The sequence below is a fragment of the Rhodanobacter ginsengisoli genome (assembly GCF_042657065.1).
GTDB lineage: Bacteria > Pseudomonadota > Gammaproteobacteria > Xanthomonadales > Rhodanobacteraceae > Rhodanobacter > Rhodanobacter ginsengisoli.
In genome coordinates, this window is sequence record NZ_JBHSNF010000001.1 from 492,941 (window position 1) to 506,984 (window position 14,044).

11 protein-coding genes and 1 riboswitch are annotated in these 14,044 nt (G+C 68.6%); of the genes, 8 read left to right on the forward strand and 3 right to left on the reverse strand.

Annotated elements, in window-relative coordinates:
• Positions 1-10: 10 nt before the first annotated feature.
• Complete coding sequence (locus ACFPPA_RS01990; RefSeq protein WP_377316770.1) at positions 11-1,264, reverse strand: gamma-glutamylcyclotransferase; 1,254 nt, start codon at positions 1,262-1,264, stop codon at positions 11-13.
• Positions 1,265-1,280: 16 nt separating this feature from the next.
• A riboswitch (S-adenosyl-L-homocysteine riboswitch) is annotated at positions 1,281-1,356 on the reverse strand.
• Between the two features lie 180 nt (positions 1,357-1,536).
• Between ACFPPA_RS01990 and ACFPPA_RS01995 the strand changes: the two genes are divergently transcribed.
• Positions 1,537-2,868 carry an APC family permease gene (locus tag ACFPPA_RS01995; protein ID WP_377316772.1) on the forward strand — a complete coding sequence of 444 codons (1,332 nt, stop codon included), beginning with the start codon at positions 1,537-1,539 and terminating at the stop codon, positions 2,866-2,868.
• 59 nt (positions 2,869-2,927) lie between these two features.
• Positions 2,928-5,069, forward strand: coding sequence for a beta-agarase (locus ACFPPA_RS02000; RefSeq protein WP_377316774.1), 2,142 nt, complete (start codon positions 2,928-2,930; stop codon positions 5,067-5,069).
• 118 nt (positions 5,070-5,187) lie between these two features.
• Here the strand turns inward: ACFPPA_RS02000 and ACFPPA_RS02005 are convergent, their stop codons facing one another.
• Together ACFPPA_RS02005 and ACFPPA_RS02010 are read right to left on the reverse strand one after the other, a co-directional pair.
• Complete coding sequence (locus ACFPPA_RS02005) at positions 5,188-5,586, reverse strand: MAPEG family protein (RefSeq protein ID WP_377316776.1); 399 nt, start codon at positions 5,584-5,586, stop codon at positions 5,188-5,190.
• Positions 5,587-5,855: 269 nt separating this feature from the next.
• Positions 5,856-6,200, reverse strand: a complete 345-nt coding sequence (locus tag ACFPPA_RS02010) for an antibiotic biosynthesis monooxygenase family protein (RefSeq protein WP_377316778.1) — start codon at positions 6,198-6,200, stop codon at positions 5,856-5,858.
• A 310-nt stretch (positions 6,201-6,510) separates the two neighbouring features.
• Between ACFPPA_RS02010 and ACFPPA_RS02015 the strand changes: the two genes are divergently transcribed.
• The 6 genes from ACFPPA_RS02015 (at position 6,511) to ACFPPA_RS02040 (ending at position 13,994) form a co-directional block, all read left to right on the forward strand.
• On the forward strand, positions 6,511-7,587 hold the full coding sequence (locus tag ACFPPA_RS02015; RefSeq protein WP_377316780.1) for a tetratricopeptide repeat protein: 1,077 nt from the start codon (positions 6,511-6,513) through the stop codon (positions 7,585-7,587).
• Positions 7,588-7,690: 103 nt separating this feature from the next.
• Positions 7,691-8,311, forward strand: coding sequence for a transcriptional repressor LexA (gene lexA, locus ACFPPA_RS02020; protein WP_377316782.1), 621 nt, complete (start codon positions 7,691-7,693; stop codon positions 8,309-8,311).
• A complete protein-coding gene (gene imuA, locus ACFPPA_RS02025) occupies positions 8,311-8,955 on the forward strand; it encodes a translesion DNA synthesis-associated protein ImuA (RefSeq protein ID WP_377316784.1) in 645 nt (214 codons plus the stop codon). Before lexA ends, imuA begins: the two co-directional genes overlap by 1 nt.
• Before the next feature lie 12 nt (positions 8,956-8,967).
• A complete protein-coding gene (locus ACFPPA_RS02030; protein ID WP_377316786.1) occupies positions 8,968-10,371 on the forward strand; it encodes a Y-family DNA polymerase in 1,404 nt (467 codons plus the stop codon).
• Positions 10,368-13,445: an error-prone DNA polymerase gene (locus ACFPPA_RS02035; protein WP_377316788.1), complete on the forward strand. Its 3,078-nt coding sequence runs from the start codon at positions 10,368-10,370 to the stop codon at positions 13,443-13,445. The genes ACFPPA_RS02030 and ACFPPA_RS02035 overlap by 4 nt, the downstream gene beginning before the upstream one ends.
• A gap of 117 nt (positions 13,446-13,562) precedes the next feature.
• Positions 13,563-13,994, forward strand: a complete 432-nt coding sequence (locus tag ACFPPA_RS02040; RefSeq protein ID WP_377316790.1) for a hypothetical protein — start codon at positions 13,563-13,565, stop codon at positions 13,992-13,994.
• Positions 13,995-14,044 lie beyond the last annotated feature (50 nt).

The window sequence follows — 14,044 nt, forward strand, 5'->3', positions numbered from 1 at the left end:
GCGTTCGACGTCAGCCCGCGGCGGTACCGACAAAGACCCATGCCTCGATACCGGAGGCGAGCGTGACGGCGACACGGCGGTAGTCGTCGACCTCGTAGGCGTCCGCGTGGGCCAGCTCGCGTGGGTTGATGCGGAAGACGCTGCCGTCCACCGCGTCTTCCGCGCTGCCGGTGTAGTGGACGATCGGGTGGTGACCGGCGCCGCTGGTGGCGACCACCTGCGGATCGTCGATGCGGATCATCTCGCGGCGATAGCCATGCAGGCGGTCGGGCTGGCCGGCGAGCAGACGGCCAAACGTGGCCAGCTGGACCGAGGCATCCTGCAGGGTGCCGTAGGAGAACAGGTATTCGGTGGCATCGGCATCGGTGTCGCGCGACGGCAGCTGGTCCAGTTGCGCCGCCAACAGGCGCGCGAAGCGCTCGGCCGCCTCCGGCCGTTCGGCCAGGTGCAGGAACGGCTCGATCAGTTCCAGCTCCATGATCAGGAAGCGTCCGCCACTGATCACGCCGTCGACGCGCACGTAGCCGTGATCGGCATGTCCGATCCCGGCGACCGCGGCCAGTGCCAGTTCGGTGGCGGCCAGCGTCGCGGCACCGGGCTGGATCGGCTCGATGCTTCCGCCGTATTCGCTTTGTACGCGGTAGTCGCCGGGAGCCGGGCGCTTGATCACCGCGTGGCTGAACTTGCCGCCGAAATACAGCAGCGACCATTCGCCGTCGCTGACGACCTCCGGCACGAACGGCTGCACCAGGTAGTCCAGTTCCCGCGGCAACCGGGCCACCGCCTGCGCGAAGGCCGGATCGCCGACGGTGCCGCGCAGCGTATGCCAGGCGCCGCCGCTGATGCGCGGCTTGATCACCACCTGTTGTGCCGGCATCGTCGCCAGCACGTCGTGCAGCTGCTGCGCGCCGGCGAGCCGGGTGGGGATGATCGCGACGCCGTGTTCGGCCAGCTCGAGCAGGTAGCGCTTGTCGCTGTTCCAGCGCAGCAGCCGGCTGTCGTTGATGGTGGGAACGCCCAGTTGGTCGAGTCGATCGAGCCAGGCCAGGAATGCCGTGTGCTGCTTGAAGTAATCCCAGATCGTGCGGATCAGCACCGCGTCGAAGCGCGACCAGTCGACCGTCGGATCATTCCATATGCAGGAGATTGGCTGGATGCCGAGGCGTTCCAGCGATACGGCCAGATGAGCGTCATCCCGCTGGATCGATGGCAGTTCAGCGCACGTGGCGAAGGCGAGCCGGCGAGCGGCAGGGGGGTTGGACATGGCGACATCTCAAGTAACGGAAAGGGCGCCCTTGCGAGAGATCGCATGCCGAGCGTGGCGGACGACGATCCGCTGCAGCACCCCTCGGCAGCGCCGACCCGGCGAAGCGACCGCCGCGTCATGCATTGGCGGCGCGTGCCGCGCCGCGGAGCGAAGTGTTCCGGTGCGGCCGGCGCTTGTCAATTTGCACGATGCCCCTGTTGCCGCCTCGCCAGCCGCACCTGCCAATCGGGACTGGCTCAACCACGGTCCACAATGGCATGGTAGCGGCCATGCTGACCGAACCCGCCAATGCCTATGCCCGTCGCCTGAATACCTGGGACGCCGCGATGATCGTCATCGGCGGCGTGATCGGGGCGGGCATCTTCCTCACCCCGGCAACGGTCGCGCACAACACGTCGTCGGGCACGCAGGTGTTGATCCTGTGGGCGCTCGGCGGCCTGCTGACCCTGGCCGGCGTGCTGTGCTACGCCGAGCTGGGCGCGCGGCGGCCGCAGGCGGGCGGCATCTACGTGTACCTGCGCGAGGCATTCGGCCTGCTGCCGGCGTTCCTGTTCGGCTGGACCATGGCGCTGATCAACTACCCCGGCAGCGTGGCGGCGGTGGCGACGAAGTTCGCCGTGTATTTGTGCCGGGCACTCGGCGTGACGCGGCTCTACGAGTTGCCGGTCGCGGTCGGCGCGATCGTGTTCATCGTCTGCATCAATCTTTTCGGCATCCGCGCCGGCGCGTGGATGCAGAACGTATTCACCGTGCTCAAGGTGGCGGCGATCGCCTTGCTGGTGGTCGCCGGGCTGGTGCTGGCGGACGGGCACCTGGGCCTGGCGCTGGCGGTGGATACGTCGCAGTCGGTGTCGTCGGGCGCCCTCGCCGGCGCCCTGCTGCCGGTGCTGTTCAGCTATGGCGGCTTTCATTACCTCAACGACCTCGCCGGCGAAGTGCGCAATCCCCAGCGCACGCTGCCGCGCGCGCTGGGCATGGGCATGGCCGGCGTGGTGATCTGCTACCTGCTGGTCAACTACGCCTACCTGGCCGGGCTCGGCCATGCCGGCCTCGCGGCCAGCCTGGCGCCGGCGGCGGACCTGATGCAGCGGTTGTTCGGCGTACGCGGGGCCACCGTGATCGAGGTGGGCATCGCCTGTTCCACCTTCGGCTACTGCAGCATCGCGATCGCCGGCGGCGCACGCGTGCTGCAGACGATGGGTGCCGATGGCGTGTTCTTCCGCGCCACCGGACGCGTGGATGCGCGCACGCGTGCGCCGCAGATCGCGCTGGCCGTGCTGGGTGCGTGGGCGATCGTGCTGACCTTGTCGGGCACCTTCAACCAGTTGCTCAACTACACCACGGTAGGCGAATGGCTGGGGCATGTGTTCGGCATCGGCACGCTGTTCTGGTACCGCAAGCACTTCATCGACGATCCCGCGCCGTACCGGGTGCCGTTCTATCCGCTGCTGCCGCTGATCTTCGTGATCACCGTATTCGGCGTGATCGTGGCCAGCGCGATCCATGCGCCGGGTGACGCGGGCATGAGCCTGCTGATCATCGCGCTGGGTGTGCCGGTGTATTACGGCTGGCAGCGCTGGACGCGTCGCCATCCGGTGTAATCCCGGCTGACCTGGCGCCTCGGCATAATGGCGGCATTTTCCGCAGGGACCCGTTGCCGATGAAACGTCACCTGTTGATCTGGTTGTGCCTGGGCGGACTGGGCGGCTGCCACGCGGCGACCGCGCCGGGGGTGCTCGACCTGGCCAGCCCGGCGGCGACGCCGCAGCTCACTCTCGATCATGTGCAGCGGATCGGTGCGGCCGAGCAGGCCGGCGATCGTGTGGCGCAACAGCGCTATGCGTTCCAGCCGGCGACGCATCCCCAGCTCGTGCTGACGCCCGCCCGCGGCAGCTGGGACTGGTCCAGCCAGGGCGAGCTGCGCCTGCGCGTGCAGAATGCGATGCCATGGGCGGTCACCCTGCGGGTCGAGATCGACGGCGCGGTTCCGGCCCAGCGCCTGCAGGCCATCGTGGGCGTGCCGGCGGGGCCGGCGCAGACCCTGGTGATTCCGTTGCAGGCCACTTCGCCCCGGGTGCAGGGCATGCAGGCGGGCCCGCCGATGCCGTTCGACGATCATGGCCAGCCCGTGCTGGTGGCGGCCACGGTTGAAGGTCGGCTGGATTTGCACAAGGTCGGCGCGATCCGGCTGGAAGTGCCCGCGCCGCAGGCGGTGCAGACCCTGCTGTTCGGTCGGGTGGAGACCGCGCCGGGCACCGCCGCATTGCACCAGGCCTATGCGGGCATCGTCGACCGCTACGGCCAGTTCACCCGCGCCGGCTGGCCGGAGAAGATCGCCACCGATGCCGCACTGCGGGCGGCCGTGAAAGCCGCGCCGGCGGAACCGCCGCCGAGCGGACGGGATGTCTGGGGCGGACGTCTGGACGTCCAGGGCCTGAACAGGACGGGCTGGTTCCACACGCAGAAGCTGGACGGCCGCTGGCAGCTGGTCAGCCCCGACGGCCACGCGTTCTTCTCGCTGGGCGTCAACGCGGTGGCAGCCGATGGCGGTCGCAGCTATGTCGAAGGCCGTGAGTTCATGTTCCACGACCTGCCGCCGGACAGCGGGGCGTGGGCCGCGTTCTACGGCCGCAGCGACAGCCGTCGCCCCGAGCAGGCCGCCAGCGCGGGCATCGGCGACAACCACGGCCGCTGGTTCGATTTCCAGGCAGCGAACCTGTATCGCGTCGACGGCAACCACTGGCTGGCCGCATGGCGCAGCCGCACGCTGGATCGCCTGCAGGCCTGGGGTTTCAATACCCTCGGCGACTGGAGCGATGCCGCGCTGGGCCAGGCGCACCGGCTGCCGTATACGCGTTCGATCAATATCGCCGGCGATTACGCCAACGTCGCCAGCGGCTACGACTACTGGGGGCGCATGCCCGATCCGTTCGACCCGCGCTTCGTGCAGGCCACCGAGCGTGCGGTGCTCAAGGCAAGCGCCGACGTACGCGACGATCCCTGGCTGCTCGGCTACTTCGCCGACAACGAGCTGGCCTGGGCCGGCAGCGGGGCGCAGGGGCGCTGGGGGCTGGCGCTGGGCACGCTCGCCGGTGACGCACACAGCCCGGCCAAGCAGGCCTTCATCGCGACGCTGAAGAAGGAATACGTGGCGCCGGAAACCCTGGCCACCGCGTGGGGCATCGCGCTGACCTCCTGGGATGCGCTGAACGTCACCGGATTCCATGCGCCGGCGCCGGATGAGGCGCACCCGGCGATCGCACGCGACTACAGCGCCTGGCTGCGCCGCTATGCCGATACCTATTTCCGTACGGTGGCCGAGGCGATCCGCCGCCACGACCCGCACCACCTGTTCCTCGGCGGCCGCTTCGCGGTCAACACCCCCGAAGCCGTCGCCGCCTGCGCCCGGTACTGCGACGTGGTCAGCTTCAACATCTACGCCGACCTGCCGCAACACGGCTTCGATGCGACCGCCATGCAGTCGCTGGACAAGCCCGTGCTGATCAGCGAGTTCCATTTCGGCTCCGACGACCGCGGCCCGTTCGGCAAGGGCGTGGTGTCGGTCGCGAACGAAGCGCAGCGCGGGACGGCCTATGCCCGTTTCCTCGCCGCTGCCGAGAGCGACCCGCAGATCGTCGGCGCGCACTGGTTCCAGTACACCGACCAGCCGGTGACGGGGCGGTTGCTGGATGGCGAGAACAGCCATATCGGCCTGGTCGGCATCACCGATATCCCGTTCGGGGGATTTGTCGGGGCGGTGCGGGCGGCGAACCGGCAGTCGCAAAAGCAGCCGCTGCAATGACGAGGGACCTGGGCATGGTGCATCCACCGCTCGACTCCACGACTCACCCTGCCGTCAGGCCCTGTTTCCCCTTGTGCCGAATTTCTGGAAGTGTCCGCATCGACGGGGGAGAACCCGCTCAGCCCCGGAGCAACGCAAATGCCAACAACAGGATTCCGGCTGCGGAGACGTTCCACGCCAGCGAACGAACAAGCGGGACGCCGAAGGCATAGAGCGGCAGGTACAGGATTCGGCCGGTGATGTAGAGGCCCGCGCCCCACCGGGATACCAGGCCAACTCGATCAGCGAGAACGACGGCGAGTGCGAGAGCGGCGAAAAAAGGAAACGTTTCGCAGAAGTTGGCCAGCGCGCGAGCGAGGCGAGCGGCGGTTCCTGCAAGCGGTGCAACGGGCTCGTCTCTGGCACCTGCTGTCCAGCGATAACCGCGCTGGAGACTTGCCGAATGCGAGGCAAGAACAATATGGGCGAAGCCGAGAAGGACACCGAAGCCGAGGACGCGAATCTCAAACGGGATCAAGGTGGCTCCTTCGCCGGCGGAGGTGCCTGACGCTGTCGAGACCCCGGTAGGGGCTCGTGCGCCGGATGTTCAGCTTCCTGGCGGCCTGCGTCAAGCAGCGACGGGGAGACCGGGGAAGTTGAACTCCCTTGCCCTCGTTCGCTGCTCACCAGGGTCTTCCGCGGTGCCCGCATTTCGACCGGCGGGTCTCGCGTCTTCGCTGCCATGACCTGAAAGGAAAGTTCGATGCGCAGCAATCACGAACGAGGCCCTCACGGCCGCGCGCTGTATCAGGCCGGGCTGCCGGACGTGAACGAGTGGCCGGGCGGCATTTCCATGGCCGTGACCACGAAATGTCGAACCAACGGCTCGAACTCCAGAAGGTAATCCTGATCTTCCGGGTAGTACCTGGCCCTGAGCAGATCGTCGCCGGCAAAGGCACGAATGCTCTCCTCCGACGCCCAATGCGTGACGGTCATGAAATGCGACACCTCGGCCTCGTCACGGCGCAGCACCGCGACGCTCAGGTTGCCCGGAACCGAGCGGTAATCCGGAATCGCCCGCTTCTCGAGGAAGGCTGCATAGGCATCGGCCTTCGAGCGCGGGGTAACACCGTGCCACATGCGGCAGATCATCAAACTCTCCCATGCCGTGCAACGCTGGAGTCAGGCGACGTAGCCGTCCGCCTCGAGCGGAATGGCAGGCAAGACCGTACAGCCAATTTTGAGCGAGCGCACGTGGGCTCACGCGGAAGGGTTCCGCGGAGGGTTGGCCCGTCATGAGGGGTGAGGATCGTCGTTGCATTCCCGCGACTCGAGGTGTCGTGTCTCATGGCTGTGGAAACGGAAAAACAGACCGAGTGGCCGATGGTGCGCCGGCCCGCGCTGAAAGGTCTAGACTGGCTGCAACCGGACGTTCCCGCCCCAGGGCGCGGAGGGTTTCAGTGTGGTCACTTGGGTGTACGCGGCAGTACTGGCGTTTTCCACTTCCACCGCCACGCCGGCACCGGTTGCGCTGGCCGAACCAGAGATGCCGCGCCCGGAACAGGTCATGGCGGTGCCGCCGGAGTTGCGCGCGCAACTGCAGCAAAAGGTCATCGGTGCGGGCGGCTCGAGCATGCAGCGGCTGCAGCGGCTGGTGGACTTCATGTTCCAGGAGTCCGACCTGGGCATGCAATACGCGACCGATGCCACCTTGACGGTCGGGCAGGCCTACCGGACACGCAAGGCCAACTGCCTGACTTTCACCCTGCTGACCGTGGCGCTGGCACGCGAAGCGGGGCTACGGGCTTACGCACAGGAAATCGAGGATGCCCTGGCCTGGCGCGAAGAGGGCGGCATCGTCTATCGCAGCGACCACGTCAACACGGGGATCGCCATCGGCCAGAGGCGCTTCACCATGGACGTGGCGCGGGATTCGGTGCTCGTGCGGCACCCGCCCAAGACCATTTCCGACCAGCGACTGCTGGCGCTCTACTACAACAACCGCGCCGCCGAGCTGATGGCCGGTGCATCACCCGCCGCAGCCGTTCCCTACATGATGATGTCGCTGCAGCTGGATGCCGGCTACGCGAACAGCTGGAGCAACGCCGGCGTGCTGCAACTGCGCCTGGGCGACTTGCGCGGCGCCGAGCGCGACTACCTGAAGGCGCTGGCACTGGATCCGGTGAATACCGGCGCGCTCTTCAACCTGGTGACCCTGTACCAGAACCAGGGCGATGAGGCACGCAGCGCCGTCTTCAAACGGCGCCTGGAGAAAGTGCAGCTGAAGGACCCCTACTACCAGTTCCTGCAGGCCCTGGATGACGAGAAGCAGGGCGACTTCGCGGAGGCGGTGAAACACTACAAGCAGGCCATCCATCTGTATGACAGCGAGCCGCTCTTTTACTTCGGACTGGCTCGCGCCTACCAGCAGCTGGGCGACCAACGCCGCGCACGTCATGCCCTCGGCCACGCCCACCGGCTCAGTCAGGCCAGCACTGACGAGCCGTATCAGGCCGGGCGGGTCAGCCAGCGGCAATGAGGGGAATACGCCGTCATGCGGCCTGGCGCGGCTCCGACACGCATTTCAGGGCTATGCCATGTTTTTCTTTATTTTCACCAAAAAAGGTGAAAATATGGCGGCCATGAGCCTGCAACTGACCAGCCGCCAATCCAACATCCTCGACTTCATCCGGGCCCGGCTGGAGCAGGCCGGGCAGGTGCCCACGCTGGAGGAGATCGGCCAGGCGATGGGGCTGGCGAATGTCAGCGCGGTGCTGAAGCACGTGCGCTCGCTGGAGGCCAAGGGGCGGCTGGTGATCGAGCCGAATCGCTCGCGCGGGATCCGGCTGGTGAGCTCGGCCGATGCGCTGGATGCGGACACCATGGAGTTGCCGCTGGTGGGCCGGATCGCCGCCGGCGAGCCGCTGTTCTCCGAGGCGCGGATCGAGCGCACGCTGCGGGTGTCGCGCTGGCTGTTCCGGCTGCGGCCGGACTATCTGGTACGGGTGGTCGGCGACTCGATGCGCGACGAGGGCATCCTCGATCAGGATCTGGTCGGTGTGCATGCCACGCCGGTGGCGCGGCACGGCCAGGTGGTGGCGGCGCGGGTCGGCGGGGATCGCTTCACGATCAAGCGGCTGCACTGGCAGGGCGAGGTGATCCGCCTGCTGCCGAACAGCGCGGGCTACCAGCCGATCGATCCGGATCCGACCGAGGACTTCGCCATCGAAGGTCTGTTTGCGGGCCTGTTGAGGGGCAGCTGATGAGCGCGGTGGTGGTGGCCTTGTCCTCGCTGCTCGACGCGCAACAGGTCTGGCGCGGGCGCGCCGCGCCGGCTTCCAACGGTGAACGGTCGGCCGGCGCGCAGCCGACCGGCTGGGCCGCGCTCGATGCCGTGCTGCCCAGCGGCGGCTGGCCCGAGGCCTCGTTGTCGGAGATCCTGCTGCCGCTGGATGGCGTGGGCGAGCTGCAGCTGGTGCTGCCCACGCTGGCGCGGCTCAGTCGGGGCGCGCGCCCGGTGGTGCTGGTGGCGCCGCCGTATGTGCCCTGCGTGGCCGGCTGGCGCCAGCAGGGCGTGGACATGCGCCGGGTCGAGATCGTCACGGCGACGGAGCGCGACGTGCTGTGGGCGACGGAGCAGTGCCTGCGCTCGGGCAGTTGCGCGGCGGTGCTGGCGTGGCCGCAGCAGGCCGACGACCGCGCGCTGCGCCGCCTGCAGGTGGCGGCCGACCGCGGTCGCGCGCTGGCCTTCGCGTTTCGCGATCGCCGGCATCTGGCGAATGCCTCGCCGGCCGCGTTGCGACTGGAGCTGGAAGCCACGCCGCGCGCCCAGGCATGGGTGCGCAAATGCCGTGGTGGCGCGGTGCCGGCGCAACCGGTGCCGCTCGCTTGCGCTTCGTTGCATTGATGGCCGGCGCAGATGTTGTGGGCCTGTGTATTGCTGCCGCAACTGGCGCTGGATGGGGTCCTCCGTCGGCGGTCCGGCGACGGTCCGCTGGTGCTGGTGGCCGGCGCCGCGCAGGCGCGGCGCATCGTGGCGGTCAATGCCGCAGGGCGTGAGGCCGGTTTGCACCCGGGTCAGCAACTGAGCGCGGCCCAGGCGCTGCTCACCCCGTTCGATGCGTTGCCGTACGACCCCGGGATGGTCGAGCGCTGGCAGCGATTCCTGGCTGCGGTGGCGTATCGCTACAGTTCCGAAGTGAGCCTGCTGCCGCATGCCATCGTGCTGGAGGTGAGCCGCAGCATGGGCCTGTTCGGTCCGTGGCCGCGGCTGGAAGGCCTGTTGCGTGCGGACTTCACCGCGCTGGGCTTTCGCCATCGCATCAGTGTCGCGCCCACCGCGCATGCCGCCTATGTGCTGGCGGGCGTCGATGACGGCCAGGCGGTGCTGGCACCGGAGGCGCTGCGCCGCGCGCTGCAGCCGGTGCCGTTGCGCAAGAGCCGCTTGCCCGCTGCCGCGGCCGAGGCCCTGCCGGGCATGGGCATCCGCACGCTGGGCCAGTTGCTGAGCCTGCCGCGCGATGGCTTGCGCCGCCGCTTCGGCGCCGAATTGCTGGCGGCGCTGGATCGACTGACCGGCGATGTCCCTGCCGGCCTGGAAATCTTCCGCCCGCCGGACAGCTTCGACCTGCGCAGCGAATTGCAGCACGAGGTGGAGAACCTCGCCGCGCTGATCTTTCCGCTGCGCCGCCTGACCGGCGACCTGGCCGCCTGGCTGACCGGTCGGGACGGTGGCGTGCAGCGCTTCGTGTTGCGCCTGGAGCATCGTGACGGCAGCAGCACCGACGTGCCGGTCGGCCTGCTGGCGCCGGAGCGCGATGCCGGCATGTTGTTCGAGCTGGCGCGCGGGCGGCTGGAACAGGTGCAGCTGCCCGCGCCGGTGCTGGCGTTGCGGCTGGTGGCGCGCGAGCTGCCGCCGTTCGTGCCGGCCGGTCGCGACCTGTTCGACGAACGCCCGGCGAACGCCTTGCCGATCGAGCAGCTGCGCGAGCGCCTGCGCGCGCGGCTCGGCGACCGTGCCGTGCATCAACTGGGCAGCACCACCGACCCGCGTCCCGAGCGGGCCCAGCGCATTGCGGCGCGCGACGACGGCTGGCAGGAACCGTCGCCGCGGCCGACCTGGCTGCTCGAGCGACCGATTCCCCTGCGCGGGGGCGCGCCGCGCATCCTGGCCGGCCCCGAGCGGCTGGAAACCGGCTGGTGGGATGGCGGCGAGGTGTGTCGCGATTACTACGTGGTCGAGACCGCGCAGGGCCAGCGCGCATGGGTGTTCTGTGCGCCGGGCGAGCAGGCTGGCTGGATGCTGCAGGGCTGGTTCGCATGAATGCGTATGCCGAACTGCATTGCCTGTCGGCGTTCTCGTTCGGGCGCGGCGCCTCCAGCGCGCGCGAGTTGTTCGAACGGGCCAGGGCCTGCGGCTACAGTGCGCTGGCGATCACCGACGAATGCTCGCTGGCCGGCATCGTGCGTGCGCTGGAAGCCTCGCGCGAGACCGGGGTGAAACTGATCGTGGGCGCCGAGTTCCAGCTGGAGGACGGACCGAAGCTGGTGCTGCTGTGCGAGAACCGCGCCGGCTATACCGCGCTGTGCGGACTGATCACGCGCGGCCGGCGCGCCTCGGCCAAGGGTACGTATCGGCTGCACTGCGCCGACCTGGCCGATGGCCTGCCGGGCACGTTCGCGTTGTGGTTGCCCGGGCGTCATGCCGATCCCGCGCACGGGCGCTGGATGCGCGCCACCTTCGGCGAGCGGGCGTGGCTGGCGGTGGAATTGCACCACGGCGCCGACGATGCGCAGCGCCTGCGCGAGCTCGAGCTGCTGGCGGCCAGCCTGGACCTGCGTCTGGTCGCGGCCGGCGACGTGCACATGCACGTGCGCCGCAGGCTGGCCCTGCAGAACACGCTGACCGCGATCCGTCATCGCGTGCCGGTTGCCGAGGCCGGCGCGCTGATCTTCCGCAATGGCGAGCGCCATCTGCGCCGGCGCGAGGCGCTGGCGGCGATCTATCCCGCCGCCTTGCTGCAGGAGAGCGTGGCGATCGCCGCGCGCTGCCGGTTCAGCCTGGACGAACTGGAATACCGCTACCCCGACGAACTGGTGCCGGCGGGGCACAGTGCGATCAGCTGGCTGCGCCAGCTCACCGAGCAGGGCATGCGCTGGCGCTGGCCGGAAGGGCCGACGGAAAAGGTGCGCGTGCAGATCGAGCACGAACTGAACCTGATCGAGGAGCTGCACTACGAGTCGTACTTCCTCACCGTGCACGACATCGTCCACTTCGCGCGCAGCGAGAAAATCCTCTGCCAGGGCCGCGGCTCGGCCGCCAACTCCGCCGTGTGTTTCGCGCTCGGCGTCACCGAGGTCGATCCGGCGCGGATCAACCTGCTGGTCGAACGCTTCATCAGCAAGGAGCGCAACGAGCCGCCCGACATCGACGTGGATTTCGAGCACGAGCGGCGCGAGGAAGTGATCCAGTACATCTACCGCAAGTACGGCCGCGAGCGGGCCGCGCTGGCGGCCACGGTGATCTGCTATCGCGGCCGGAGCGCGGTGCGCGACGTGGCCAGGGCGCTGGGTCTGCCGCCGGAGCAGGTGGACCAGCTGAGCGGCATCTTCGCCTGGTGGGATGGCGAGGCCTGCCTGGATGAGTTGCTGCGCGAAGGCGGTTTCGATCCGCACAGTGCGGTGCTGCGGCGGGTGCTGAAACTCACCGCCGAGCTGCTCGACATGCCACGGCACCTGTCGCAGCACGTGGGCGGTTTCGTGATCAGCGATGCACCGCTGAGCGAACTGGTGCCGGTGGAAAACGCGGCGATGCCCGGGCGCACGATCATCCAGTGGGACAAGGACGACCTGGACACGATGAAGCTGCTCAAGGTGGATTGCCTGGCGCTGGGCATGCTCAGCTGCGTGCGCAAGTGCCTGGATCTGCTGCGCGCGCATCGCGGCCAGGATTACGCCCTGGCCACGTTGCCCGACGATGATCCGGCCACCTACCGGATGATCCAGAACGCCGACACCATCGGCGTGTTCCAGATCGAGAGTCGCGCCCAGATGGCGATGCTGCCGCGGCATCGGCCGGCGAATTTCTATGACCTGGTGATCCAGGTGGCGATCGTGCGGCCCGGGCCGATCCAGGGCGACATGGTGCATCCGTACCTGCGCCGGCGCCGTGGCGAGGAGCCGATCGACTATCCGTCGGAGGATCTCAAGGCGGTGTTCGAACGCACCCTGGGCGTGCCGCTGTTCCAGGAGCAGGTGATGAAGCTGGCGATCGTGGCGGCCGGCTATACGCCCGGCGAAGCCGATCAGCTGCGTCGGGCGATGGCCGCGTGGAAACGCCACGGCGGCATGGAAAAACATCGCGAGCGGATCATGCGGGGCATGACCGAACGCGGTTATTCCGAGGCCTTCGCCGCGCAGCTGTTCGAGCAGATCAAGGGCTTCGGCAGCTACGGTTTCCCGGAAAGCCACGCCGCGAGTTTTGCCGGCATCGTCTACGCCAGCTGCTGGCTGAAATGCCACGAGCCGGCCGCGTTCGCCTGCGCGCTGCTGAATGCCCAGCCGATGGGGTTCTACGGGCCCAGCCAGATCGTGCAGGACGTGCAGCGCCACGGCATCGCGGTGCGCCCGCCGGATGTACGCCACAGCGACTGGGACTGCACCCTGGAGGAGGATCCGCGCGGTCGTGGGCAGCCGGCGCTGCGATTGGGGCTGCGGCAGGTGCGCGGGTTCCGGCAGGACGCCGCCGAGCGGCTGTCGCGGGCACGCGCCGAACATCCGTTCACGGATGTGGTGGATCTGTGTGCGCGCACCGGCATCGACCGGCGCCAGCAGGAGCTGCTGGCCGAGGCGGGTGCGCTGAGCGCGCTGGCCGGGCACCGCCATCGGGCGAAGTGGGCGGTGGCCGGGGTCGAGCCGCAGCTGCCGCTGTTCGGCCGGGACAGCCCGACGGAGCAGGCCATCGTGCTGCCGCCGCCCTCGGTCGCGGAAAACCTGGCGGCCGACTATGCGCGCACCGGCCTCAGCCTGGGGCCGCATCCGCTGAAGCTGATCCGGTCGCGGCTGCGCGCCGCGCATTACGCCGATTCGCACAGCCTGCGCCGCCAGCCGCACGAAAGCCGGGTGCGCGCGGCCGGTCTGGTCACCCAGCGGCAGCGGCCGCAGACGGCCAGCGGGGTCACCTTCATCACCATCGAGGACGAGCATGGCTGCATCAACGTGGTGGTCTGGAACCACGTGGCGCAGCGGCAGCGGCGCGTCTATCTGGAGGCCCGCCTGCTGGGCGTGGAAGGGCAATGGGAAGCCGTCGACGGGGTCAGTCACCTGATTGCCCGGCGGCTGGTCGACCTGAGTGCGTTGCTGGGTTCACTGGACAGCCGCTCGCGCGACTTCCATTGAGGCTCCGCTTGCGCTGCCGTCGCCCGGGCCCCTAGGCTGCCCACACCGCCGGGAAAGGGGAGGCATGGGGATGCCACCGGCGGTTTTCCTTAATTACCGATGAAAGGGGAGTCAGTCATGGGTACTTCTTCGTTTGCTGCATTGGCCGGCATGGGCCTGTTCGCCATGCTGGTGACGTGCGTGGTCGGCATCCTGGTAGCCGCACTCGTGCTGGGCGTGGCGTTCCGGCTGGTGGTGGGTTACATGCCGTCCTATCTGCGTGCGCTGGGCGCGGTGCTGCTGACCGCGGTAGCCGTGGTGGTGGTGTCGATCATCCTGCGCATGATCCTGCCGGGCGGCCTGAGCGGCCTGTTGTCGCTGGTGACGCAATTCCTGGTCGGCGCCGCGGTGGTCAACTATCTGCTGCTCGCCCGGAACGGCAGCCGGATCGGCTACGGCAAGGCCTGCGTGGTGCAGTTGCTCTACCTGGTGATCGGCATCCTGCTGGCCCTGATCATCGGCTTCATCTTCTCGATGGTGTTTGGCGCGGCGATGCTGGGCATGCACTGAGTCCGGACCGGCGAGGCAGGACGACGGCGAGGGTGGATGGTCCACCCCGC